This window comes from Halomonas heilongjiangensis (genome assembly GCF_002879645.1).
Lineage (GTDB): Bacteria > Pseudomonadota > Gammaproteobacteria > Pseudomonadales > Halomonadaceae > Halomonas > Halomonas heilongjiangensis.
Genome location: NZ_PNRE01000051.1, coordinates 1 through 25,284, shown reverse-complemented (window position 1 = coordinate 25,284; position 25,284 = coordinate 1). Strand labels below are relative to the sequence as shown.

Here is a 25,284-nt window from a genome sequence, read left to right as displayed (position 1 = left end):
TGGAATCCATTCTATGCCTATGGATTGGTATGAGGCGGAGCAAGAGCAAGCTTATTCAGAGTTTGTTGATTCGCTTGCAGCTGAACTTTATGATGAATATAAAGAACTAGCGATTGAGGAGTTCGTAAGCACAAGGCTTGCATCGTATTACAAAGAGCATAAGCATATTGCTGAACAGGCAATGGCTTTTCTTAAAAAGGCTAGGTCATATCAGGACTCCGATCCAACAGCATCACTTCTGTACTCAGCCACAGCTATGGAAGTTTTACTAAAATCCGTGCTCATAAAACCAATAATTTATGGCTTGGTGCATACCGAATCGCTTGCAGAGATAGTTGCAAGTAACTTGGTTAAGCAAACAGGAGTTGATCGTTTTAAAGAGTTGGTATTCGGCATCCTTGAACACCACGTTGAGTTTGACGGCGGCATTCAAAAATATTGTCGCGATGATAGCGAAAAGCCTCTTTGGAAAGAACGTGAAGACGTTCAAAAGCTGCGAAATTGCGTGCTTCATCAAGCCAACTCCTGTACAGATTTAGAATCGAAGCTTTCGTTTGAAGTCGCATGGACCTTTGTAAATCTTACGAGCTTGCTACTGAGCAACATCGGATTCAAACTTTCAAAGGGTGGGGTAATAGTCCGTGAAGCAGAGTAGCCTAAGTTCTAGCAATCGCAGGCACAGCGACGGCCTTTACGGTGGGCCTTCGGCTCCACTGCAAGCCCGCGCGTGCTGCGGGTGTTAATGCATCAGCACGCTCTAAATGTCCGCTCTTGGCCGATTGTTGATGATTTAACTACGCGGGTGCTAGAGAGATCTAATTAACAAATCGAATCAAACGATGGGTCACAAGGTGTCTGATGTTCAGTCACGAACTTTTCTATGTAACCATGGTGTATATGAGAGATCAAATCTTATTGATGATTTTGATATAGAGGAAGCTCATGAGTACAGAGAATCCCATTAGAAGCCGCACTCGAATTGCCGTTCAATCTGCATTACAAGAAGCGAAAGCGGCAAGCAGTCTGGTGCACCCAGGTTTGATTGGACATATTCGTGAAATTCTTGTAGAGAGGATACTGAGACCAGTTCTAACACCAGAAATCCATTTTGGCACAGGAAAGCTCGTCGATGTTAAAGGTAACCTTTCAAAACAACTGGATGTTATACTCTACTCTCCTGAAATAATGCCGCCTGGCTTATACGACCATCGAACAGGTCTTTTTCCAGCGGAATCATGCCTCTATTCAGTAGAGGTTAAATCTAAGCTGAATAAATGCGGAATTGAAGAAGCAGTCAAAGGGGCTGAAAGCATCAGAAATCTTTCTTATTTATCCACGGAATATTTTTTCGGAACAGGTTATCAACAAGCTGAAACGCCATTGCCAATTTGTGCTCTATTCGCATTCGATAGCGACATGTCAGGCCCTGAAGAAAAGGAGTTTGAACGGTTTAAAGAAGTTAATGCTGGACCAACATGCGATCCACTTATCAAGGTGTTATGTATCGTAGGAAGAGGTTACTGGTGTCATTCTGATAATGGTTGGTTGCATTTCCCTGCAACTGGCGGCATCGACGAGGTTTTGCACTATATGGCCGGGACTAGCAATACAATACCAAAGTTTCTTGCCGCGAAAGGACGACCAAAGTTCGGGAATTATCTGAGTCAGGAAAGTGGAGGTGTGCCGAGACGTGTACGCGTATAAAAATGACTCTGCGGCCGATAACCAACCCGCATTACAGGTTTTTCGCGCCTGAGTTTGTCGGTTACATATATCACTGACTGCTGAAGTTTCGCTCTTGGCCGAGTGAGGAATTTTAGTCAATGCTGATGTGATGGCTGAGGCAGATGACGACCCTAAGCGGTCGTGCCAAATTTCAAACGGCATGACCATGCTACTACAATGTGGGCATTTTTATTATTTTTGATAGCAAGCAATCCCAAGTGAGCACGGAGGTTATTAATAATGAATTTAGGCATAATCATTGGGGTTAGTGAATACAAGAATGCATCTGACTTGCCAGGCTGCGTGAATGACGTTCAAGCAATAAATCAATTGCTTGAAATGTCAGATAAGTGTGACGATGTATTGCTCATTACCGAAAGTGGCTCTACACGTAGCAAACCCCTAAAGTCAAAACTTTCCGCTTTTGTCGACAAGTATTCCGTTGAGGATGTCGAGGAGCTGATCTTCTATTTCACTGGTCATGGCCTATTTGAAGACGACGAATTTTATTACGTCCTTACAGACTATGAAAGCTCTAAAAAGAATCAGACATGCTTGAGCAATGGAGAGCTTGATAATCTACTAAGGAATTTGTCGGCCAATCTCACGATCAAGATTGTTGATGCTTGCCAGTCAGGGACTCGGCATGTTAAAGATCCAGAGTCCTTCCAGAAGTATTTGGATAGATCAGAAAAAAGTTTCAATAACTGTTATTTTTATTATTCTTCACAAAACGATCAAAGCTCTTATCAAAGCAACGAAATAAGTGATTTTACAGCAGCTTTTTTGGCAGCATTCATCGATCGAAATGACCAAGAAATTAGATACAAAGATATTTTAGATAGCCTAGCAGATACATTCTCTTCGAATGCAAAGCAAACACCATTTTTCGTAATGCAAGGCAGCTACACAGAGGTTTTTGGTTTTATATCGAGTGATATATCTAGCGCAATACGCGATATTATAACCTCAGAAGTCATGGCTGAGTCAAAGCAGTTCAATGACCCGAAATCACTATTGCAGCTCATTGAAGAGGAGTCCGTGGATTACTGCAGTGAAGATGAAGCGATTGAATGTGTGAAGCTTTTACGCAAAATCGCCACTACTTTCCAATTTGAAGATCAGATATGCCAGCTATACGAGTGCAAGGTAGAGCTTCAGAGTGATTCGGGGATACCGATTTACACCGATTATCTAGGGAAATACCTATCTAAGAACGAGACCAACTATTTTGCAAGAATTGAAAAGGAGGCCAGAAACAGAGAAGTTCCGAGAAGCGCGGCTTTAGCTGGTTTTATAGCAGCAACTTCAATACTAGGCGAAGACATTCCAATGAAAACAGAGAGCTACATGGCAATTACTGGGGCTAGCTCAACTGTAGAGTTGCCATTTGATCATATATTTATGCGGTTGGAATCAAGATACCCCAACATAGACGATACCGGATGTCTTATTTTCCCTTTCCTTTCACAAACAAAAATAGCAATCCTAGCTTCCTTTTTTAGGTACAAGTCTAGGGAGTGGGGTGTAAAGCAGATAGTCCAGTCGTCATGTGAGTGGTCTGGTTATGAAGTGTACATAAAAGACAAGACTGAAGTTGAAAAAAATATTCGTGAGCTGCTAGATGGGTATGCCGAATATACATTGCATCCAATACTAGATAAGTTTGACTACAATGATGAAAGGGTCTCTTAACAAATTCATGTGTAGAAATCTAATGTCGTTATTAACATTGTTTTTTATTCCTGCGATTACGACGTTTCGTTAGCGCATGATAAGTCCCCGCACGTGCTGATAGAGAAGGTTTAGTCTATGCTGATGTAAAATGTTTGGCAGCTTCCGGCCGAAGCTGTGTGAAAACGTTAGGGGAATTCCGTGGCGGTCAAAAAATTAATCAAACATCGTACTCTCTGATTAATTCTGGAGTAGAGTGAGATGGTGAAGACTCTCCACATTTCGCGTACAAACGCCATCTTCAGGATAGCCAAGAGTTTTCACACAGCCTGGGGCCAGAGCAGACATTCCGGGAGATGCTGTTGGCACGTTCATCCAATCATAGAATAGGAAGTCGAATCACTGTACAAAGGAGGATCTGTGCCAGGAAGGAATAGAACAATTGGCTCCGTCAAGGCGGAGCTGATCACCAAATCCAGGGCTGCTGCCTTATCGGCGGTAAAAATCTTCAATGATCCTCTCATTAAGTTCAAGTCAGAAACCTACATCGTTCTGATGATAATCGCTTGGACTTATCTCATGCATGCCTACTATCGCTCCCAAGGAATTGAATATCGTTATCATCGCAAAGGGCTAAAAAGAAAGACCTTCGACAAAACGAAAAAGGGAGCGTACAAGCACTGGGAGCTGGAACGTTGCCTGAATTGCGAGCAATCCCCAATAGACAAAGATACCGCAAATAATCTTCACTTCCTTATCGGCCTTCGCCACGAAATTGAGCATCAGATGACTCGCTCTCTCGATTCCTACTTAAGTGGTCGTTATCAGGCATGTGCACTGAACTTCAATGATTACATCAAAAAATTGTTTGGTGAAAAGCATGGATTGGATGAGCATCTCACCTACAGCTTGCAATTTGTTCAGATTGCACAAGAGCAAATTCAAGGTGGAGCACCACAAGCTCAGATACCAGGAAATATAAGAGCATACATTGCGGAATTTGATGGCATATTAGACCACGATGATTACAACAGTTCAAAATATTCGTATCGACTGCTGTTTAAGAAGAAGATGGTGAACAGGCCTGGTCAAGCTGATAGTGTCATAGAATTCATCAAACCTGATTCGGAACTTGCTAAAGCAATTGATAAAGAATATTGGGTAAAAAAAGAGGTGGAGCGTCCGAAGTATCGGCCGTCAGAGGTTGCACAACTTGTCAGGGAAGCAGGATTTCCCAAGTTCCGTGTCCAGCCCGAGCACGTCAATTTCTGGAAAAGCGAGGACGCAAAGAATCCTGGCAAAGGATACGGCGTTGAGGTTTCAGGTACTTGGTTTTGGTACGAAAGTTGGGTGGAGCGATGCATAAAACTTTGTGAAGCCGGCGGCGACCGTTACAGGTGAGGGATTTTTCAACAACTCGCGGCACTCGGACGCACTATAGTGCGCCGGTGCGCTCCGTGTTAGAAGAGGAGAGAACAATGAGAATGGGTTTGTTAGTCGCTGTATCAGCCGTCGCCACTCTAGTGGGATGCGCCACGTCCAAAGAGGTATATCTCGCTGACGGATCTAAAGGCCACAGCATTAGCTGCGATGGCGCCGTTCAAAACTTTGGTAGTTGCCTTGAGAAAGCGGGAGAACTCTGCGGGACACAAGGGTATGTGGTTTTAAACCAATCCGGCGAAGCGGTTCCCTTCTCTACTGCATCAGGCGGTTATACCGCTACATCGCTGGCGGCATCTGGTGGGTTTCAAGCGCAATCCGGCGCAATCATTACGCGTAGCATCTTCGTTAAGTGCAAATGACCCCTTGCAAGCAGCGCTTCGCTTGCTTACATCCGGCCCATCACATTAACCGTTAGGTAATGGAGAGATTCAGTGCTGAGTGAAGGTGATAGATTGGAGTTGATTGCACAAGCAGCTCGATACTGCAAAAGAGTTCGCGATATGGGAATGCCCAGGTCCTGTTACGCCAAAGCGATTCGTGAGCCCATATTTTTCTTGTGGGAAAAGAAAGCCAGAATGAATAAATATGCTTTAAGCAGGTTTCGATCAAACGCTGCGAAAAATATTCCAAACAATGGCGGTGGGCTTATCTATGATCATGCCATTCCTTTCAGGTACACACTTGAACGAATTCTAAATCTCGAATCCATTGACGCTGAATCTGTTCGGGTGTGTCTGGCTCAATATCTGGTCACCTGCACTCTCACTAGAATGGAAAATTCGCTTCTCAATAAGTCCGGATTGGCTTATAGAATGCCCGAAGATTGGGATGGAGTCGATCCGCTTTGTCGATACAAGGTGGTTGGCATTGAAGTTTACGAACAGAATTTAACCCCTAAGATTATCTAACACATATGAGTCTCAAGCGGACGTCGACTTTGCCGCCGCCGCTTAGCTTCCCCGTCATATCAGGATGCGCTGAAGGCCAGCTTCTGGCCGGATGGAGAGCTTTAGCCTACTCTGACGGAATGGCTAGGGCAGTTGACGACCGAGGCTGTGTGAAAACGCTTGGAGCGTCTCGGGCCGGTCATAAATTGATCAAAAATGGTGCTCTCTCGCGCATTCTGAGGCAGTTGCAAGGCAAATTCTCTCCAGATTTCGCGTACAAGCACCTTCTTCAGGAGAGCCGAGGAGTTTTCACACAGCCTGGACCCAAAGCCGACATGGCGGTAAATGCTGCTGGCACGCTCATCGGTGTTATGCAGTCGGCACAATGATTGGTGTTGAACAAATGCTGAACAGTTAGAGTAACAAGTTAACTCACAAGGAGAATAAACATGAGCTTGCAAAATGAAATAGATCAAACAATTCAAGCTTTAAATAATCTGGGAGTCGCTCTGAAAAACAATGAGATGCTGGATGAAGAGGCAAGAGAGTTTTGCATACGATTACTTAGGTTCAATATTGAGCAGGCAGGAGGTTTCTATGCTGCAGCTGGTGTGCCTTCGTCAGTTCCCAGAGGAGGATCTCAAAGTTCGAATAGCAATACAAAGTGCCCCCATTGCAATAATGATATTTATGTGAAAAAGACTCCATAGCTAGGGGTGGGCGGAAAATGGACTGGAGTGTCGTAGGGTCAGGCCTGGCTGGCTCATTAATTGGTGCAGGAGTTGCATTAATATCGGTTATAATTTCTCACACTTTAAATGCAAAAAAGGATGAAGAAGATCGAGAGAAGGAATTATTTAATTACAAGCAGGCGCTCCATGATGAATTAGACGTGTTTTGGAAGGCTTACAAGGAAGGCATTGGTGACAAGCTATCTGCGGCGGAGGATAATTATGCCCTCACTGATTTTTATCCGGAGATTAGCACTCCTTTTGTGATCTACGAAGGAAACGTAGATATGCTAGGCAGAATTAAAGATCATGAATTGAGAAAACTTATCGTTAATGTCTACAGCAGTATCAAGACTTTGCTTGGTCAACTTTCTCTCCATAATGAACTGCTTGTGAAACATGAAAATGCCTACTGGGAAAAGGAAGGAACCACAGATCCCAGTTTGGAAAAGCGATTCCAAAACATCGATCAAAGCATCAGTGCTAGTACTAGACTTTTGGTTTCTAGAAACAAAGAAATTAAAGAAGCATTAGATGCTTTGTTAAGAGAATTTAATAAGCATGGAGTGTTGTCCAATTAGCTCTAATAAGTCAAAGCACTCGGGCCTCGCTGTGCTCGGCCGGTGTTTGAAACGTTAGGCAATAAACAACTACTAAATCAATGAACCATCAGGAGGATACTCGATGAAATACTTGCCCCCCGGCCGGATTGATGACTTCGCCCGCTCCTCTATCGCAAACCATCTCGAGGAGGCCTGGCATGAACGAGTCAAGGAACAGATCGATCAATATCGCGATCTCGCACGTTTCCTCGATCCTTTGGATGCAGACGACACTGCGGCACGCGAGGTCATTCCGTGGACCGGATTTCCTCGGATTTACGACGCGTGGCTCAATATCGACAAAAACCCGGATCTGGTGGAACGTGCCCGACGGATGAATCGCGCCCACCGCTCGGCAGAAATCCTGAATGGCTTCACGTATGTGAAATTTGGTGACCGCTTCTTCCAGGTTCCGGCGGACCCCACCAACGGCTGGATGCTCATCCCGGAGATCGACGGTGAGCCCTCCTTCCAAGACGCCTTCTCCTTGGTAGAACGTCCCCAGGACGAGTACCTGGAATGGTTTGTCGTGCGCGACCCGGTCACCAATCGGATCACGCGCATCGACTTCACAGCGGAAGCACCGGAGTACTGGGAGACCCTCGCCGAGGGAGATCCAGATCTTGCCCAGGAGCTCTACTCCGAGCTCTTGGGCTTTAATGTCCCCAAGGAGGATCTGTTCTTCCAACACGACGTGCTATGCCCGGAGCTTGTGCGGGTCAGCGGTCGACTCCAGATCGTCGGCCACGTTCGCCTCACGGGTTATGAGGCGGGTCAGTACAACCGCTGGAACAAGTGGAACACGGAGCGTGGTGCCGTACACCTTACCCAACGCAACAACACGTTGTTTGCCGAGATCAACCTTGCCGCCCGCGCCACGCAGCGATTCGCCATCCGCCCTGATCTGGGCGCTAACGTCGATCGTTTCGCCCTCACGGCTTGCGGCGGTTACGGCGCCTTGAACAGGAACTCGGATCCTACGATCGGCCAGTCGGTCAACACCCTGGCCCTCAGCGGGTTTCAGGTCATGGTCTCCAATCCGATCGGCCTGTACATCGGAAATATCGACGTCAGTGGCTTCCGCGATCCCGATGGCAACGCGGTGGAACGCGATGAAATCCTCACGGTCCATCGCGGCACCTTCGAGGACGAAGACGGGCTCGCACGCGTCCTGCGCTTCTCCGTCCATCCCCCGGCTGGCGCGGACTACGGTCTCGAGTCCTGCGCCATTGACCGCCACCCCCTGTCAACCGGTGGACCGGTTGCCCGCCAGACCACCGTGGTCATCCACGGAATCGCAACGCCGGCGAGTGGAGACAACCCACTGGCCGAATGTGCTGCCAGGGCGTGTGCACACCCGACAAAAGACCCGCAGTACTTCCTCGCGATCGATCCCGACGCCGACTGCCCGGCCAACGACGACGAACGCTGGATGGAGGCTCCGGTCACCCTGGCGCCCGACGAGTCCCGGATGACCGCGGTTAGAGGCGCTCCGAGGACCTCCGGCGAGAGGATGGGCTGATGGAGCCGTTGCTGGATGCCACAGATATTCAGGGACATGTGTTCCCGGGGTTCGGGACTAGCCATTCCGTAGTAATCGCTTTACAGCTCCGGGCGCCGGCAGAGGGACGTGCGGCGTTGGGCCACCTGCTGCCCGAAGTGACCACGATGGCTGACAGCCTTCACCTGAAAGGCTCGCGGCGGGAGGCCGCGGTCGCAGGCCTTCCACGCCCAATGCAGCAAATCCCGTTGCTAGCTCTCTCCATCGCAGCAACGGCCCTGCGCGCTTGGGGCCATGACACCAGCGGGTTTGACCTCAGCTTTCACATGGGAATGCGCGCTGATGCGGCTTCGCTTGGCGACCCTATTGGACAAGACTCCATACCGGTAGATTGGACGTTTGAGACTTCGGAGGACGACCGGGTCGATGTGCTGCTTATCGCCGGGCACTCGGAACGCGTGCCCTTGGAGCAGGCCGTCGAGCGCTGGCTGTCGATGCTCGCGCCCCACTGGACACCCGTGCTCATCGAGTACGGGCGCCGGCGCGCCGGCGACAAGGAGTTCTTCGGCTTCAAGGATGGCATCTCACAGCCTGCGATGCGCGGCGTCACTCCAGGCGGCGAGTTCGTCAGCCGGCGAGTGATCGCTGCCGAGGATCCAAGGTCTGAGCTTTTCGCCAAACCGGGCCAATTGCTCATCTGGCCCGGCTCCTTCCTCTTCGGCTACCCCTGTCAGACGTCCAGCCTCACGCAGCCCGGAGCAAAGATGCCGCCGCCTGTCCCATGGATGCGCAACGGCTCCTACCTCGTGTTTCGCCGGCTCCTGCAGAACGTCCGCGTGTTCCGCGAAGCGGTGACCAAGATGGAGCAGCACCTCATGGAGCAAGGCGAGAACGTCCCCGAGGGGTGGGTATCCGCCCATCTCGTGGGACGCTGGCCCGACGGCACACCGCTTACGGCTTCGCCCGAGAACGCCGACCCGGACATTAGCGACGATCAAAACCGCATCAACAACTTCCGGTTCTTCGCCTCCCTGAGCCCGACGCCGCTGGCAGGAGGCGGGGATCCCCCGGAGACCATCCCCGCAGTCCCTCCCGACCCGTTGGGGTTCGGTTGTCCTCGTGCCTCGCATATCCGGCAGGTCAACCCTCGCGATGGTATCTCCGAGATCGGGCAGGAACACCATTCCGGCAAGCTCATGCTGCGTCGTGGTATTGCGTTCGGCCCCGAAGAAGAGGAAATGTCAGACGCGGACCGCGGCCTGCTTTTTCTTTCCTATCAGACATCGATCGTCGAGCAGTTCAAGTTCGTGCAGGTCAATTGGGCCAACGCTACACAGCGCCCCACCGGGGACGGAGCCGATCCGATCATCGGTCAGAATGGGACACTCGACAATGAGCGCCGCATCCAGCTTTTCTCGCCCAGCCGGCGCCAGCAACGGTGCCCGCTCGATGGACGCTGGGTTGTCGCGACGGGCGGTGGCTACTTCGTTGTGCCTAGTATCGGTGGTTTAAGACATCTGCTACATGTCGACGAAGAGTCGCCTAGTTGATCCTTGGAAGTTATTGGCTATGCCGAGCACAATAAATGAGATCATTTGCTCGTAGGATATCCTTCAAACCAATTGGACGTTAATAGGATCAAATGATGTGGGACTGGAGATACCCTGTTGACGACATGCGGAAAGAAGTTAGGAAAGCCCGAAGCAATGGGGACAGCCTTGTTGCAATCGACAGCATTGACAATCTTCTGGACGAACTAACCAGCTTGTATAGCCGCCTAGAAGCCGAAGAGAGCAGGTCGCCTGAGGATGGATCTAGAGAATTGAGTGAGTTTATTGAAGACCAGAAAGCCGTAATCTCTGGGACTTATGAGCATGCCAAACAATATGCGAACGTGATTATTCTTGGCGGCTATGCCGGTCTGTTTGCTGTATGGAATTTCACTAGAGACTCCCTAGAGAAGTGGCAGGTTCTATCCGTCGGGCTCTGTGCTCTGATTTCGTTACTGATCTGTATTACTTTCGAGATTTACGGTTCGTGGCTTCGCGCAACCCAGGTTAATAATCAGGTGTTGGAACTGGAAAGGCTCAGAAGCTTCATCAGTTTCCTGCCGACTATGGCAAATCTGAAATGGCCAGAATTCAGCGCTTCATGAAACTGTGGCCGTACATCTTCTTTACTTCTGTGGGTTTCGCGCTGATAGCAGCACTGATACTACTCTATTCTTTTGTTGATGGTCTCATTGCTGGCCTCTATTAACAATCCGCGTAAGGCGGACGACTTTCAGCCGCCGCTTAGTTTAGCGTTATGTGAAGAAATAAGATGGGAGGAGCCATGTGAATTTTTCTAGATTTGACGTCATCAAGGCCCTTTTCATTGCTACAGTGGCTTCTGGTGTTTTATTTGGTTGTGATACTCAAAGTGATTCGATGAGTTCTAGTAATGTTTCCGGTTCAGAGGATATGACCAAGCAGGAGGCCATCTCACATCCACGAGAAGGCTACTCAATATCCGCCTCAACTCAGCTAGATAACAATAAACTTCTGCTGGAGTTTGCTACAAACATACCAGGCACAATTGAGATAATGGCTGGTATCAGTATATCTAATCAGGCTCCAGATGACGTTTGGATTGGAAAAATCAACGTGTTAGATTAGCGAATGGGACTGGGAAGATTACATTCGATGTAAGCGATCTTCCGTCTGGTTAATACGAGGTTGAGGCAACTTTTTATCCTCGCTTGGGCTTTCAGGATGAAGTGTCAAAATTGTCCGGGGTAGACGAAAATATAGAGTATAAACACCCAATTTCCCTGAAGGGTTCCGGCGAGCCAGCGGAAGTGAAGGCACAGCGCAATGAGGATCAAAAGTGGGTTATAGAGAATATTATCGTTGGCTCAGAGTGGGAGCCTGAATTTTGGAAGAGTCGCTTTGGTCAATGGGAAGAATTTCCTGTCACAACACGGAACCCAGACATCATTTCCAACTATAACTTTGAATCCTTGGATATGACAATAATCGTAAACACCTTAAAGATTAAGTAGTTACTTGGAGAATGGCGCAGGATGGCCTATGAGTGCTTGTACATAGCAAGGCTAATTCAGCCGACGCAAAAAGCCGCGCGGCTGATTATCGACGTTATATCAGCTCGCGCTGAACGTCCGCTGTTGGCCGGTTTCTGTCTGCCAGTAATTTCTTTATTAGCCTGTGCTTCCCTATTGACGGTTCCTCAAAGAATCTTTCCCTCAAATAGATGGCTCATCTATTGAATGCCGCTACAGCGGCTCCTGCAAGGTGTTTCGGCCAGGATGATGCGACGAATTTTGCCATTCTGCCCTCTTCAATCGCGCAGAAAATCTGCGCTCCCACAACCCCAAGTTGCAGACTATTCTGGCCGAGTAAGTAACCTTAGCCTATGCTGATGGGTGTTTAAGGTAGTTGACGACCCAGAGCGGCCATGCCGGCAAAGGCAGCATGCGTGGTGATTGGTGTTATTTGGCTGAGCTATACTTAATGTTTGCTAACTTCAGTAGGTTAGGAGACAGACCAGCGCGCGGTATAACATTGTTGAACGCGCATGCGCGTTCAAGTCAGTTGCAAGCACGCCGTCTCATACCTGTTGGGCCTCATCCTACAGGCGAAGAGGGAGATAACCGTGGAACCGTCTGAGCGGAAAGATGTGTGGGCCGCCGGCGACCTCTATGAACCCTATGTGGGGCGCTGGAGCCGACAGGTGGCCAAGGCGTTTTTGGACTGGCTAGCGGTGCCAGAAAAACAGGCCTGGCTGGATGTCGGATGTGGAACCGGTGCCTTGACCCAGACCATCATCGAGACTGGAAATCCAAGCTCGGTCATCGGCATCGATTCTTCGCCCGGCTACACCGAGTACGCGAAGGCGCGCATCGCGAGTCCATACGTGCGCTTCGAGGTCGGGGACGCCCAGTCACTCCCCATTGATACAGCGAGTCTGGACGCCGCCGTTTCAGGCCTTGTCTTGAACTTCGTGCCACGGCCGCCCCAGGCAGTTGCGGAAATGGCTCGGGTTGTGCGTCCGGGTTCGGTCGTTGCGGCGTATGTCTGGGATTACGCTGGGAAAATGGAGCTGATGCGTTACTTCTGGAATGCGGCAGTTGCCTTGGATGCTTCGGCAATCGACCTCGATGAAGGCCGTCGTTTTCCGATCTGCCAACCGACACCGCTTACCGAACTGTTCGCGCAGGCCGGATTGAGCGAAGTCGAGGTATGTCCGATCGATGTCGCCACCGACTTCCGCGATTTCGACGATTATTGGTCCCCATTTCTCGGAGGACAAGGGCCGGCGCCTGGCTACGCAGTGTCGTTGAGCGACGATCGTCGCGCGGTGCTCCGGGAGCGGATTCGATCCGAACTCCCGCTTTCGAAGGATGGGTCTATCCACCTCATTGCCCGTGCATGGGCCGTTCGAGGACGTAAGCCATAGCGGCGGCCCAACCAGGTGCTCCATTCGACGTCGCCGCTGACGCGGCAACGCGCCTGAGCTTGGACGTTAAATCAGGATTTTCTGAACGTTCAATTCTGGCCGTATAGAGAACTTTAGGCGCGCATGATGGAAGGGCTGGTCACCTGGCGGTGGTCACTTCAGATCCACCGGCCCCTCACCCGCCAGGCGTGATCGCGTCGTCGACCCGCACCCGGACATAGGAACCTGGCGCCTCCTCGATGGGGGGGAAGCGCTCGCCACCGGGCTCGCGAGCGGGGACCTGGCCTCCGGCGTGGCGCTTGATCCAGTGGCGCCATTCCGGCCACCAGGAGCCCGGATGGTGGGTCGCCGAGGCCAGCCAGCGCTCGGGATCTTTCGGCAGGTGGCCATAGGTCCGGTAGCCATACTTCGGCGAGCCGGCCGGGTTGATGACCCCCGCGATATGGCCGGAGCCGCCGAGCAGGAAGCGGGGACGCCGGCCGAGCAGGTGCGCGCCGCGGTAACAGGACTGCCAGGGGGCGATGTGATCCTTTTCGGTCGCCACGAAGAACGTCGGGATGCGCACCTTGCCCAGATCGATGGCTTCCCCCGCCAGGGAGATGCCCCCGGGTTCGGCGAGGCGGTTCTCCAGGTACATGTTGCGCAGGTAGAAGCTCTGCATGCGCCGCGGCATGCGGGTGGAGTCGGAATTCCAGTAGAGCAGGTCGAAGGCCTGGGGCTCGCGGCCGAGCAGGTAGTTGTTGATCACGAAGCCCCAGATCAGATCGGCGGACTGCAGCAGGTTGAAGGCGTTGGAGAGATGCGTGCCCTCCAGGTAACCGCGCTGCTCCATGTGCTGCTCCATGTAGCGGATCTGCTCCTCGTCGATGAACACCTCCAGCGGCCCCACCTCGCTGAAGTCGAGCAGGGTGGTGAAGAAGGTGGCGCTGTGCACCCGCTCATCGCCCCGGGCGGCCTGATGCGCCAGGGTGCTGGCCAGCAGGGTGCCGCCGATGCAGTAGCCGATGGTGTTGAGCGTCTCCTCGCCGGTGACCTCCGCCACCACCTCCATGGCCTTGAGGGTGCCCCGGGTGAGGTAGTCGTCGAAGGCCACCTCGGCATAACGTTCGTCCGGATTGACCCAGGCGATGACGAAGACCGTCATGCCCTGTTCGACGGCCCAGCGGATGAAGGAGCGCTGCGGGGTCAGGTCGAGGATGTAGAACTTGTTGATCCAGGGCGGGACGATCAGCAGCGGCCGGCGGTCGACCGTCTCGGTGGCCGGCGCGTACTGGATGAGCTGCATCAGCTCATTCTGGTAGATGACCTTGCCCGGGGTCACCGCGATGTTCTTGCCCAGCTCCAGCCCGGTCGAATCGCTCTGCTTGATGCGCAGCAACCCCTCGCCCCGCGCCAGGTCCTCCATCAGGTTGGCCATGCCCTGCAGCAGGTTGGCGCCGCCGGTGTGCACCGTGGCCTCGATCACCTCCGGATTGCTGGTGGCGAAGTTGCTGGGGGCGAGGGCGTCCATCAGCTGTCGGGCATAGAACTCGACCTTCACCCGCTCGTCGCGGTCCAGGTCCTCGGTGACCTCATGCACCCCCTTCAACCACTGCTCGGCGGTCAGCTGGTAGGCCTGGCGCAGCATGTCGAAGAAGAGGTTTTCCTCCCAGCCCTTGCCCTTGAAGCGCCTGTCCCGCGGGGCGGGCTCGAGGGCCGGTGACGGCGCCTCGCCGAACAGGCGCTGTGTGGTGTTCTGCCACAGCGTCGTGTAGCCCTGCCACAGCTGCTGCTGGACCTCCAGGGCGCGTTGCGGATGGAGCAGGAACTGCTGGCCCAGACTGGTCAGCGCCTTGGCCGCGACCGCCGGGTCGGGCAGGGTGAAGAAATCCCCGCGCGTCTGACGCTCGAGCCAGCCCTGCCAGGCCAGGGACGACCCGGCCGACAATCGCTCGAGGGCCTCGGCATAGCGCCGTGCCAGCTCGTCGGGTTGATCGCCTGGCTTCGCTGACGACGGTTTCGGGTCATTCATGGCCTTGCCCCTTGGTGAGTGCGACTCGATGGCGGCGTCGTCCGATCCATGGCCGGAGGCAGGTCGACGCACCAGGGCTGATGCGCTGACCTATCTGCCGCCACCTATCGTTTCAGTATCGTAGGGGCTGGGGGAGACGCAACCGTAGCGCCGTCATCCAGCTAGGCTTGTGGTGAAGGGACCAGGAGTCTTCCAGGAGGCGAACGTGGACGAAGACCTGAGCAGGATGACGCGCGAGGAGCTGCTGGCCGAGGTCAGGACGCTGCGGCAGGCGATCCGCGAGCATCGCGACTGCAGCGGGCACGACCTCTGCTGGCATCATCCGGCACTCTGGAGCCTGTTGCCCGAGCAGACGGACCCGGTGCCGGTGGTACCGGAATGGCCGGCGTTCATGCGGGGCTGCATCAAGTATCGTCAATCCCTGGACGAGCAGGCGCCCGACGCCCCGCGCTCTGACGAGCCCTATCAGGAGTGATCGCCAGGGAGGGACGTCATCCACACTCGCCAGTCGGGAGGCGGTCGCCATGCTCGGTGCCGCCGGCGATCACCGCCTTCCTGGAGGCCTCGAGCGTCGAGGCGGCGATCCGCAATGCGGTCTCCCTGGGCGGCGACGCCGACACCCAGGCCTGCATGGCGGGGGGCATGGCCGAGGCCTTCCATGGTGGCCTGCCCGAGGAGTTGCGCCGCGAGACCCTCGCCAGGCTGACGCCCGACCTGCGCGCGGTGGCGGAGGCCTTCGAGGCCCGCTTTCTCCTGACCTGAGGGTGACCGCACCTCTGGGGCGTCGATAAAGCGGGGAGTGGCGGGACGGCGGGAACCCCCTCGTCGCCTGTTGCGTCCCTGTGGACGCCGGGGCTCCCGGCGCATCGCAACCGGACCCGAGAACGCAGGGGGATGTCATGATCATTGCACGCTGGTATTGCCAGGCCCGCTTCGGGCACAAGCAGGAACTGATCGAGAAGACCCGGGAGTGGTGGTCGACCATCGGCCGCGAGATCGGCCAGACCGACTACACCATCACCACCGGGAGTGTGGGCGTCGCCGAGTCGGTGATCGCCGTGGACCTGCGGGTGGCGGACATGGCCACGCTGAATGCCCAGTGGGACAAGCTCGCCGAGCGCGCCGATCACCGCGAGTGGGGCAAGGCGATCGAGTCCCTGGTGGTGAGCGGCTCCACCCGTTGGGAGATCTATCGCGTGGTGGAGTGAGTCTCGCCGAGGAGCTCGCTGGCCGCCCACTGGAGGGTATCGATCAGGGCGGTTGTCGAGCCCCATCCTGATGGTGGTGATCAAGCGGTGGACTGGATGGCCAGCCGCCGTACCTCCACATGGGAGAGCCAGGGCAGGTCGCGGGCGCTGGCCTCCAGCTTGGTCACCACGGCCTGGCTCTCCAGGGGAGCCAGCTCGTCCAGGCAGGCCACCACCGTCACCGCGCCATCCAGGTAGTGCAGGTCCAGCATCTCGATCATCGGCCAGCACTCCAGGTGCGACCAGCGCATCGCCAGTTCGCGTTCGACGTCGGGACGCAGCGGCAGCCCGGGGAAGCGACTGGGGTCCCCCTCGCCGGCATCGTCCTCCGGGTCGATATGGAAGGTCAGGTCGGTGAGGGCGGGGTAGGCGCGGCGCAGCCGCCGGCTCACCTCGTTGCCGATCTCGTGGCCCTCCGAGACGCTGATCCGCGGGCCCACCACCACGTGCAGGTCGAGCATGGCGCGCCCCGCCGACTGTCGGGTGCGCAGATCGTGGACCCCTATCACCCCCGGGACGTCCAGCGCCACCCGGTGCATCCTGGCCTGTTCCTCCATGGGCAGGGCGGTATCGACCAGTTCGCGCCCGGATTCCCAGAGCAGGTCCCAGCCGACCTTGCCGACCAGCAGGCTGACGATCACCGCCGCGACCGCATCCAGCCAGCCGACGCCGAGCTGGGCCGCGACCAGCGCCACCAGCACCACGGCGGTGGAGAGCACGTCGGAGCGGGAGTGCCAGGCGTTGGCTTCCAGCAGGCGGGACTTCACCCGCTTGGCGACCCGCATGGTGACATGGAAGAGCGCCTCCTTGGCGAGCAGCGCCACCAGGGCCAGCAGCATGGCCCAGAGGCCCGGCGGGGAGATCATCGTCGCCGAGAACAGGCGGTGCAGGCTCGACCAGGCGATGCCGCCGGCGACGAAGATCAGCACGCTGCCGAGCAAGAGGGTGGCGAGGGTCTCGATGCGACCGTGGCCGTAGTGGTGGTCCTCGTCCGGCCCCTGGCGGCCGTAGTGGGTAGCGGCCAGCACCAGGCCGTCGGTGACCAGGTCGGAAAAGGAGTGAATGCCGTCGGCAACCAGGGCCGCCGAGCCCACCAGGGCACCGACGATCACCTTGGCCAGGCCCAGCAGGCCGTCCAGCCAGGCAGCCAGGTAAGTGACGCGTTGGGCATCACGGTAGTCGTCTGGGTGTGACGTCGCCATGTCGACCCTCGTCGAATCAGCCTCGTTTCGGCAGGGCCCCGATTCTACCGCAGTCGAGCTGCCGGCATCAGGGGGCGCCGGCGCCGAGAGTCGAGCAACGGCGATGGGCCCGGTCGAGACGGCGGGAGCGCGCGGCCGGTGTGTCACGGCACTACCGCCCGCCCCACCATGGTCGGCTCGCCAAAGTCGCCGGAATCCGCGATGCTGGTCACTTCATGCTGCCCGGAGTCCGCCATGAAGCTCTCGCCCGCCTACCGCCTCGCCGCCACCGTGCTGCACGGGTTCGACGAATATCGTTCGCGCTTCAAGCAGATCACCGCGGATGCCAGCCGGCGCTTCCGCGATGCCGCCTGGCGCGAGGCCCAGCAAGCCTCGGCGGATCGCATCAACCTCTACGACGAGAAGGTCGAGGAGACCCTGGTGCGCCTGCAGCGGACCTTCGAGGAGGAGGTGCTGACCCACTGCGATTGCTGGCGCGAGGCGCGTGGCCACTACGCCGAGCTGATCAGCCAGCGGCTCGACTACGAGCTGGCCGAGACCTACTTCAATTCGCTGTTCTGCTCGATCTTCCACCACCGGCACATCCGCAATGACTGGATGTTCGTCTACAGTTCCCGCGAGGCCGCCGCCCACCATTCCGGTCTCACCCTGACGCGCCGCCGATCCGTGGAGGGGGACTGGGCCAGGGCGCTGCGCTGGGCAATGGCCGAGGCGCCGCTCGAGACCCCTTTCGAGAATCTCGAGCGCGATGTCCGCCTGGGGGCGGACTTCCTCTCCAGCCATCTGCCGGCGGCGATTCTCGACGCCGTCGATGCCGAGGTCGAGATGCTCAAGAGCGTCTTCTACCGCAACAAGGGGGCCTACCTGGTGGGGCGCATCCGCGGCGGCGGAGAACAGGTGCCGCTGGTCCTGCCGATCCTGCATGGCGAGCGGCAGGAGGCCAGCGAGGGCGTGCACCTGGACACGGTGATCATCGAGCCCGAGGAGGTGTCGATCATCTTCTCCTTCACCCGCGCCTACTTCCAGGTCGAGGTGCAGGTGCCCGGCGAATTCGTCGACTTCCTGCAGGAGCTGATGCCCGACAAGCCCGAGGGCGAACTCTACTCGGCCATCGGCTTCTACAAGCATGGCAAGACCGAGTTCTTCCGTGGCCTGAACCGTCAGGTGGCCAAGCGCGCGGACAAGTTCATCATCGCCCCCGGGGTGCGTGGCATGGTGATGGCGGTGTTCGTGCTGCCGTCCTATCGCACGGTGTTCAAGATCATCAAGGACCGTTTCGACCCCTCCAAGGAGATGAGCCGCGACAACGTGCGCGACAAGTACCACCTGGTCAAGCGCCACGATCGGGTGGGGCGCATGGCCGATACCCAGGAGTTCTCCAACTTCATCGCGCGGGCCGACCATTTCGCCCCCGAGTGCCTGGACCATCTGCTGGAGGTCGCGCCCTCGACCGTCTACCTCAAGGACGACAAGGTGATCATCAAGCACTGCTACACCGAGCGCATGATGACGCCGCTCAATCTCTACCTGGAGCAGTGCGACGAAGCCGAGATCCACGCGGTGCTCAAGGACTACGGCAACGCCATCAAGCAGATGGCGGCGGCCAACATCTTTCCCGGCGACATGCTGCTGAAGAACTTCGGCGTGACCCGTCACGGCCGGGTGATCTTCTACGACTACGACGAGATCTGCTACCTCACCGAGTGCAACTTCCGCCACATCCCCGAACCGATGTATCCGGAGCAGGAGCTCTCCAGCGAGCCCTGGTACTCGGTGGGACCCAATGATATTTTCCCCGAGGAATTCGGCCCCTTCCTGTTCGCCGATATCCGCCTGCGCAAGCTCTGCTACGAGCTGCACCCGGAGCTGTTCGACGCCGATTACTGGAAAGGGCTGCAGCAGGCCATTCGCGACGGGCGGGTGATCGACGTCTATCCGTACCGCAACAAGCAGCGTTTCGCCGGCAGCGACGGCAATGGCCTGGTCTACTGAGCGGCAACCATGAGCGAATGATGGCGAGCCAGTTCACACGCGAGCACGACCGACCCCATCTGGTGGTACTCACCGGTGCCGGCATCAGCGCCGAGAGCGGCATCCAGACCTTCCGTGCCGGCGACGGTCTCTGGGCCGACCACCCCATCGAGGAGGTCGCCACCCCCGAGGCCTGGCGGCGCGACCCGCAGCGCGTGCTGCGCTTCTACGACCAGCGCCGCGACCAGGTGCGCCGGGCCCGGCCCAACGCCGCCCACAAGGCCCTGGCGGCGCTGGAGCAGCAGGGCTTCCGGGTCAGCATCGTCACCCAGAACATCGACGACCTCCACGAGCGGGCCGGTTCGCGCCACGTGCTGCACCTGCACGGCGAGATTCTCAAGGCGCGTTCCAGCGTCGATCCACGCATGCGCTACCCGCTGCCCCGTGGCGGCATCGCCCTGGGCGACCTGTGCGACAAGGGCAGCCAGCTGCGTCCGGACGTGGTGTGGTTCGGCGAGGCGGTGCCGCATTTTCCGGAGGCCTGCGAGATCGTCGCCGAGGCGGACCTGCTGCTGGTGGTGGGCACCTCGCTGGCGGTGATGCCGGCCGCCTCGCTGCTCGACCATGCCGCCCTCGACGCCCCCTGCGTGCTGGTCGACCCCGAGGCCGAGGTCCTGGCGGCCCCCGGGGTGACCAGGCTCAGCCGGCTCGCCGGCGAGGGCGTGCCGGCGCTGGTGCGGCACTGGACGCGGGCGGGGCGACTGTGGGTGCCGGAGACCCTGCTGGAGTGATGCCCGGGGGAGGATGGTAGAATGTCCGCCCCTCTTGCCACGATCCCCGAGCCATGCTGGACGATACCCGCCACGACGCCGTCATCGACCATGACCCCGCCACCGGTCATTCCCGCCCGCCGCGGCGCGAGTTCAAGGCGCGCGGCAGCTTCGTCGCGCGCTGCCCGGGCTGTCACCTGCCCGAGCTCAACTGCCTCTGCCCCTACCGGGTCACCGCCGTGAGCGAGGCCCGGGTGTGGCTGCTGACCCACGCCATGGAGCACCACAAGCCGACCAATACCGGGCGGTTGATCCGCGACGTGCTGCCCGATACTGAGGTGTTCACCTGGTATCGCACCGTGCCGGACGAGCGGCTGCTGGCACTGCTCGACGACCCGCGCTATTGCCCCTTCGTGATCTTCCCCGACGACCAGCCGGACTATGCCGACCGGGTGGTGGGGATGGCGGCCGTGTCCCGCGTCAAGCAGGAGGAAAGGATCCCGGTCTTTATCCTGCTCGACGGTACCTGGCGCCAGGCCCGACGCATCTTCCGCAAGAGTCCCTATCTCGACGACCTGCCGGTGCTGCCCCTGGCCACCGCCCGCCAGACCCGCTACCGGCTGCGCAAGCCGGCCTCGGCAGCGCACCTCTGTACCGCCGAGGTGGCCGCCGAGCTGCTGCGGCAGAGCGGCGATGCCGCGGCTGCCGATACCCTCGACGACTATTTCGACGCCTTCAACGACAGCTATGCCGCCAGCCGGCGCTTCGAGAAGCTCGAGGCGCCGACGGCGGCGATGCGGCGGTTGCTCGAGCGCCAGGCCCGATAGGAATCAGGCGGCGCCGCTGCCGAACAGCGCCCCGGCGATGCGGAAGCCGGCGATCCAGGTGCCGGCGGCGGAGCCGATGGTGGCGGTCAGGAAGACCAGCAGGGTGCGCGAGACGCGGTTGCGCCACCAGCCCTTGAGCTCGGTGACGTCGTGGCGCAGGGTCGAGAAGTCCCGCACCTTGGGCTTGCGCATCCAGAGCTCCACCCCGGCGGCGACGAAGCCGGCGCCGATGGTGGGGTTGAGCGAGGTGAGGGGAGCCGCGACCACCGTGGCGGCCACCGTGACCGGATGAGCCAGGGCCACCAGGGTGGCGAGCCCCGAGAGCACGCCGTTGATCAGGAACCACTCGCCGACCAGTTGCCAGCCCAGGCCGGTGTTGCGCGAGAACCCGATGGCGAAACCGGTCAACACCAGGACGGTGATCAGCCAGGGCAGGGCCCGCCACACCCGCGAGGGGGGCGGCGTCGCCTCGAGTTGCTCTCGCTCCCGTGAGGCCTCGGCGGGCAGCGGCGCTTCCAGCTGCTCGGCCATGCCCTTCATGTGGCCGGCGCCGATCACCACCAGCACGTTGCGGTAGCGACCCGGCGGTGCGTCCTCCGCCAGGCGCAGTACCATGTAGCGATCCCGCTCGGTGATCAGCGGGAGGTAGAGGGACTCGGACTCGGCGGCGAACTCGCTGAAGGTGGACTCCAGCACGTCGCCCTCCTTGAGCCGCTCGATCTCCTCGGCCGAGACCTCCTGGCGCGACATCACGCTGCCGAGCAGCCCCGAGAACAACCCGAAGCGCTGCCACCAGGGGACATTGTGGTAGATGCGCTTGAGGGTGACGCCGACGTCGCGATCGATCAGCAGCAGCGGCAGGTCGGCGCGTCGGGTCTCCTCCAGGGCGGCGCGCATCTCGGCCCCCGGCTCGATCCCCGACTGTTCGGCGACCCGTTGCTGGAAGGCGCCGAGTGCCAGGCTGGCGGCCACCATGCCGGCCTTGCCCTGACGGAAGATCTCGAACAGGTCCTGGCCGGCCAGGGCATCCGGGTTGTCGAGGCTCTGGTGGCGTGAGCCGCACAGCTCGATGGCCACGGCATCGAACTCGCCGGAGCGAACCAGCTCGCGCACGTCGGCGGCGCTCTCGGCGGAGACATGGGCGGTACCCAGCAGGGTATAGCGGGTCTCGCCCACCTCGACGACCCGGCGCGGGCCGCTGATGGCGTCATCCCGGCGGGGGGCGATCACGGAGTCCTGGGAGTCGGTCATGGACGCTCGGTGTGTAGGAGTGAAGGTTTGATTATCCACGAAGCCGGGCGGTGGGCCAAACCACCTAGCGCCGCCAGAAGGCCGGGGTAAACAGCACCAGCACGGTGAAGATCTCCAGGCGGCCGAGCAGCATGGCCATGACCAGGATCCACTTGGCGAGCACCGGCAGGTCGCCGTAATTCGATGAGGCCTCGCCCAGGGCCGGGCCCAGGTTGTTGAGGGCCGAGGCCACCGTCGACCAGGCGGTGACCTGATCGACGCCGGTGGCCATCACCCCCACCAGCATCAGGAAGAACAGCATCACGTAGACCGAGAAGAAGCCCCATACCGCCTGGGCGATGCCGTCGGGCACGCTCACCCTGCCCACCTTCACCGCGATCACCGCACTCGGGTGGATCAGGCGCATCACCTCGCGCATGCCCTGCTTGAGGATCAGGATGATACGGATCACCTTCATGCCGCCGCCGGTGGAGCCGGAGCAGCCGCCGACGAAGGCGGCGACGAACAGCAGGAAGGGCAGGGCGCCGGGCCAGGCCGAGAAGTCGGCCACCCCGAAGCCGGCGGTGGTCGCCACCGAGACCACCTGGAACAGGCCGTGGCGCAGGCCGCGCTGGGTATCGTAGGTGGCGGTCAGCCACAGCGTGATCACGGTGATCACGGTCAGCCCGGCCAGGAACAGCAGCAGGAAGCGTGCCTCGGGGTCCTGCAGGTAGTGGCGCAGGCGCTTCTCGCGCCAGGCGGCGAAGTGCAGGCTGAAGCTCATCGCCGAGACGATCATGAAGCCCACGCAGATCAGCTCGATGGTGGCGCTGTCGAAGTGGCCGATGCTGGCGTCGTAGGTGGAGAAGCCGCCGATGGCGACGGTGGAGAAGCTGTGGCCCAGGGCGTCGAACCAGTTCATGCCGGCGGCCAGGTAGGCGAGGAAGCAGGTGAGGGTCAGGGAGGCGTAGATGTACCACAGCGCCTTGGCGGTCTCGGTGATGCGCGGGGTGAGCTTGGAGTCCTTCAGCGGGCCGGGGATCTCGGTACGGTAGAGCGCCATGCCGCCGACCCCCAGGGTCGGCAGGATGGCGACGGCCAGTACCACGATCCCCATGCCGCCCAGCCACTGCAGCTGCTGCCGATAATAGAGCATCGACTCGGGCAGGAAGTCGATGCCGGTGATCACCGTGGCCCCGGTGGTGGTGAGCCCCGAGAAGGACTCGAACACCGCGTCGGTGACCGACAGCGCCGAGGCATCGGCCAGCATCAGCGGCAGCGAGCCGAACAGCCCCAGCACGCTCCAGAACAGCGCGGCGATCAGGAAGCCGTCGCGGGTGCGCAGCTCCTTGCGCGCGCGACGGTTGGGCAGGTACATCACCGCCCCGGTCAGCACCGTGATGGCGATGGCGATGGCGAAGGCCTCCCACAGGCCGTCCTGGAACAGCAGCGAGATCAGGATCGGCGGCATCATGGTCAGGCTGAACAGCATCAGCAGCAGGCCGAGGATGCGCAGGATCATGCGCAGGCTCATCGGGCGACTCTCCTTGCGTCACGGGGCCTGGCGGGCACCAGCGGGTGGGGCTCTCTCGGAAAGCGGGGTGACTCCATCGGGAAGTGCCGTGGCTCCATCAGAAGAAGGTCAGGCCGACCTGGAACAGCCGCTCCACGTCGCGCAGGCGGCGCTTGTCGATCACGAACAGGATCACGTGGTCGCCGGACTCTACCACCACGTCGTCGTGGGCGATCAGCACCTCCTTGCCGCGCACGATGGCGCCGATGGTGGTGCCTCGCGGCAGATCGATCTCGCCGATCGCCCGCCCCACCACCTTCGACGACTGGGTGTCGCCGTGGGCGATCGCCTCGATCGCCTCGGCGGCGCCGCGCCGCAGCGAGTGCACGTTGACGATGTCGCCGCGCCGCACGTGGGTCAGCAGGCTGCCGATGGTCGCCTGCTGCGGCGAGATGGCGATGTCGATCTCGCCGCCCTGCACCAGGTCGACGTAGGCGGCGTTGTTGATCAGCGTCAGCACCTTCTTGGCGCCCATGCGCTTGGCCAGCATCGACGACATGATGTTGACCTCGTCGTCGTTGGTCAGCGCGCAGAAGATGTCGCAGTCCTCGATGTTCTCCTCCTCCAGCAGCCGCTTGCTGGTGGCGCTGCCGTGCAGCACCACGGTGCGGTCGAGGCGTTCGGAGAGCTGGGTGCAGCGCTCGAGGCCGTGCTCGATGATCTTGACCTGGTGGCTGTGCTCGAGGTGCTCGGCGAGGCGCTCGCCGATGTTGCCGCCGCCGGCGATCATCACCCGGCGGAAGTCGCGGTCGAGGCGCCGCAGCTCGCTCATCACCGCGCGGATGTCGCGCCGGGCGGCGATGAAGAACACCTCGTCGTCGGCCTCGATCACCGTATCGCCGCGCGGGATGATCGGCCGGTTGCGGCGGTAGATGGCGGCCACCCGGGTGTCGACGCTGGGCATGTGGCGGCGCAGGAAGCCGAGATCCTGGCCGACCAGCGGGCCGCCGTAGACCGCCTTCACCGCGACCAGCTGGGCCAGGCCGCCGGCGAACTCCAGCACCTGCAGCGCGCCGGGGTGCTCGATCAGCCGGCGGATGTGGTCGGTGACCACCTGCTCGGGGCTGATCAGCACGTCGATCGGCACCGCCTCGTGGGCGAACAGCCCCTTGCGGGTCAGGTAGGCGGTGGCGCGCACCCGGGCGATCTTGGTCGGGGTGCGGAACAGGGTGTGGGCGACCTGGCAGGCGATCATGTTGACCTCGTCCTGGCTGGTCACCGCGATCAGCATGTCGGCGTCCTCGCAGCCGGCCTGGCGCAGCACCATGGGGTAGGAGCCGGGGCCGACCACGGTGCGGATGTCGAGCCGGGTGTGCAGCTCGCGCAGCCGTTCGCCGTCGGTGTCCACCACGGTGATGTCGTTCTCCTCGCGGGCCAGGTGTTCGGCCAGGGTGCCGCCGACCTGGCCGGCGCCGAGAATGATGATCTTCAT

The 25,284-nt window shown here is 58.5% G+C and carries 23 protein-coding genes; 18 read left to right on the top strand and 5 right to left on the bottom strand.

Going from position 1 to position 25,284, the window contains the following annotated elements:
- The first annotated feature begins 13 nt into the window (after positions 1 to 13).
- The 12 genes from C1H66_RS22635 (at position 14) to C1H66_RS11610 (ending at position 13,021) form a co-directional block, all read left to right on the top strand.
- Entirely contained in the window at positions 14 to 655 is a 642-nt protein-coding gene (locus C1H66_RS22635) for a hypothetical protein (RefSeq protein WP_146010721.1), read from the top strand.
- 287 nt (positions 656 to 942) lie between these two features.
- The gene (locus C1H66_RS22630) at positions 943 to 1,704 is read left to right on the top strand and encodes a DUF6602 domain-containing protein (protein ID WP_146010720.1); all 762 of its coding nucleotides are present in this window, start codon (positions 943 to 945) and stop codon (positions 1,702 to 1,704) included.
- 261 nt (positions 1,705 to 1,965) lie between these two features.
- Positions 1,966 to 3,420 carry a caspase family protein gene (locus tag C1H66_RS11640; protein ID WP_102628051.1) on the top strand — a complete coding sequence of 485 codons (1,455 nt, stop codon included), beginning with the start codon at positions 1,966 to 1,968 and terminating at the stop codon, positions 3,418 to 3,420.
- Positions 3,421 to 3,819: 399 nt separating this feature from the next.
- A complete protein-coding gene (locus tag C1H66_RS11635; RefSeq protein WP_102628050.1) occupies positions 3,820 to 4,800 on the top strand; it encodes a DUF3644 domain-containing protein in 981 nt (326 codons plus the stop codon).
- A gap of 473 nt (positions 4,801 to 5,273) precedes the next feature.
- The gene (locus tag C1H66_RS22625) at positions 5,274 to 5,750 is read left to right on the top strand and encodes a hypothetical protein (RefSeq protein ID WP_146010719.1); all 477 of its coding nucleotides are present in this window, start codon (positions 5,274 to 5,276) and stop codon (positions 5,748 to 5,750) included.
- A 428-nt stretch (positions 5,751 to 6,178) separates the two neighbouring features.
- The gene (locus tag C1H66_RS22620; RefSeq protein ID WP_146010718.1) at positions 6,179 to 6,439 is read left to right on the top strand and encodes a hypothetical protein; all 261 of its coding nucleotides are present in this window, start codon (positions 6,179 to 6,181) and stop codon (positions 6,437 to 6,439) included.
- 17 nt (positions 6,440 to 6,456) lie between these two features.
- A complete protein-coding gene (locus tag C1H66_RS22615) occupies positions 6,457 to 7,041 on the top strand; it encodes a hypothetical protein (protein ID WP_146010717.1) in 585 nt (194 codons plus the stop codon).
- Positions 7,042 to 7,144: 103 nt separating this feature from the next.
- Positions 7,145 to 8,584 carry a hypothetical protein gene (locus tag C1H66_RS11625; RefSeq protein ID WP_102628048.1) on the top strand — a complete coding sequence of 480 codons (1,440 nt, stop codon included), beginning with the start codon at positions 7,145 to 7,147 and terminating at the stop codon, positions 8,582 to 8,584.
- Positions 8,584 to 10,113: a Dyp-type peroxidase gene (locus C1H66_RS11620; RefSeq protein WP_102628047.1), complete on the top strand. Its 1,530-nt coding sequence runs from the start codon at positions 8,584 to 8,586 to the stop codon at positions 10,111 to 10,113. Before C1H66_RS11625 ends, C1H66_RS11620 begins: the two co-directional genes overlap by 1 nt.
- 95 nt (positions 10,114 to 10,208) lie before the next feature.
- Positions 10,209 to 10,718, top strand: coding sequence for a hypothetical protein (locus C1H66_RS11615; RefSeq protein ID WP_102628046.1), 510 nt, complete (start codon positions 10,209 to 10,211; stop codon positions 10,716 to 10,718).
- 181 nt (positions 10,719 to 10,899) lie between these two features.
- Positions 10,900 to 11,220 carry a hypothetical protein gene (locus tag C1H66_RS22610; protein ID WP_146010716.1) on the top strand — a complete coding sequence of 107 codons (321 nt, stop codon included), beginning with the start codon at positions 10,900 to 10,902 and terminating at the stop codon, positions 11,218 to 11,220.
- 997 nt (positions 11,221 to 12,217) lie between these two features.
- Positions 12,218 to 13,021: a class I SAM-dependent methyltransferase gene (locus tag C1H66_RS11610; RefSeq protein ID WP_205738656.1), complete on the top strand. Its 804-nt coding sequence runs from the start codon at positions 12,218 to 12,220 to the stop codon at positions 13,019 to 13,021.
- 175 nt (positions 13,022 to 13,196) lie between these two features.
- Here the strand turns inward: C1H66_RS11610 and C1H66_RS11605 are convergent, their stop codons facing one another.
- On the bottom strand, positions 13,197 to 15,032 hold the full coding sequence (locus C1H66_RS11605; protein ID WP_102628044.1) for a PHA/PHB synthase family protein: 1,836 nt from the start codon (positions 15,030 to 15,032) through the stop codon (positions 13,197 to 13,199).
- A gap of 205 nt (positions 15,033 to 15,237) precedes the next feature.
- Here C1H66_RS11605 and C1H66_RS11600 point away from each other — a divergent pair, with 205 nt between their 5' ends.
- From C1H66_RS11600 to C1H66_RS11590, 3 genes are all read left to right on the top strand, one after another.
- Positions 15,238 to 15,507, top strand: coding sequence for a hypothetical protein (locus C1H66_RS11600; protein WP_102628043.1), 270 nt, complete (start codon positions 15,238 to 15,240; stop codon positions 15,505 to 15,507).
- 56 nt (positions 15,508 to 15,563) lie between these two features.
- Positions 15,564 to 15,794 (top strand): ADP-ribosylglycohydrolase family protein, encoded by a 231-nt coding sequence (locus tag C1H66_RS11595; protein ID WP_205738655.1) that lies wholly within the window; start codon positions 15,564 to 15,566, stop codon positions 15,792 to 15,794.
- Between the two features lie 137 nt (positions 15,795 to 15,931).
- Positions 15,932 to 16,240: a hypothetical protein gene (locus C1H66_RS11590; protein ID WP_102628041.1), complete on the top strand. Its 309-nt coding sequence runs from the start codon at positions 15,932 to 15,934 to the stop codon at positions 16,238 to 16,240.
- 80 nt (positions 16,241 to 16,320) lie between these two features.
- Here the strand turns inward: C1H66_RS11590 and C1H66_RS11585 are convergent, their stop codons facing one another.
- Positions 16,321 to 17,481: a cation diffusion facilitator family transporter gene (locus C1H66_RS11585; RefSeq protein WP_102628040.1), complete on the bottom strand. Its 1,161-nt coding sequence runs from the start codon at positions 17,479 to 17,481 to the stop codon at positions 16,321 to 16,323.
- A gap of 234 nt (positions 17,482 to 17,715) precedes the next feature.
- Between C1H66_RS11585 and aceK the strand changes: the two genes are divergently transcribed.
- From aceK to C1H66_RS11570, 3 genes are read left to right on the top strand one after another with little or no spacing between them, the layout of a single operon-like run.
- Positions 17,716 to 19,473 (top strand): bifunctional isocitrate dehydrogenase kinase/phosphatase, encoded by a 1,758-nt coding sequence (gene aceK, locus C1H66_RS11580; protein ID WP_102628039.1) that lies wholly within the window; start codon positions 17,716 to 17,718, stop codon positions 19,471 to 19,473.
- A 20-nt stretch (positions 19,474 to 19,493) separates the two neighbouring features.
- Positions 19,494 to 20,243 carry an SIR2 family NAD-dependent protein deacylase gene (locus tag C1H66_RS11575; protein WP_102628038.1) on the top strand — a complete coding sequence of 250 codons (750 nt, stop codon included), beginning with the start codon at positions 19,494 to 19,496 and terminating at the stop codon, positions 20,241 to 20,243.
- 53 nt (positions 20,244 to 20,296) lie between these two features.
- The gene (locus tag C1H66_RS11570) at positions 20,297 to 21,049 is read left to right on the top strand and encodes a tRNA-uridine aminocarboxypropyltransferase (RefSeq protein WP_102628037.1); all 753 of its coding nucleotides are present in this window, start codon (positions 20,297 to 20,299) and stop codon (positions 21,047 to 21,049) included.
- 3 nt (positions 21,050 to 21,052) lie between these two features.
- Here C1H66_RS11570 and C1H66_RS11565 read toward each other — a convergent pair whose 3' ends face one another.
- The 3 genes from C1H66_RS11565 to trkA form a co-directional block, all read right to left on the bottom strand.
- Positions 21,053 to 22,300, bottom strand: coding sequence for a TraB/GumN family protein (locus C1H66_RS11565; protein WP_102628036.1), 1,248 nt, complete (start codon positions 22,298 to 22,300; stop codon positions 21,053 to 21,055).
- A 64-nt stretch (positions 22,301 to 22,364) separates the two neighbouring features.
- Positions 22,365 to 23,813: a TrkH family potassium uptake protein gene (locus C1H66_RS11560; RefSeq protein ID WP_102628035.1), complete on the bottom strand. Its 1,449-nt coding sequence runs from the start codon at positions 23,811 to 23,813 to the stop codon at positions 22,365 to 22,367.
- A gap of 97 nt (positions 23,814 to 23,910) precedes the next feature.
- Positions 23,911 to 25,284 (bottom strand): Trk system potassium transporter TrkA, encoded by a 1,374-nt coding sequence (gene trkA / locus C1H66_RS11555; RefSeq protein ID WP_102626472.1) that lies wholly within the window; start codon positions 25,282 to 25,284, stop codon positions 23,911 to 23,913.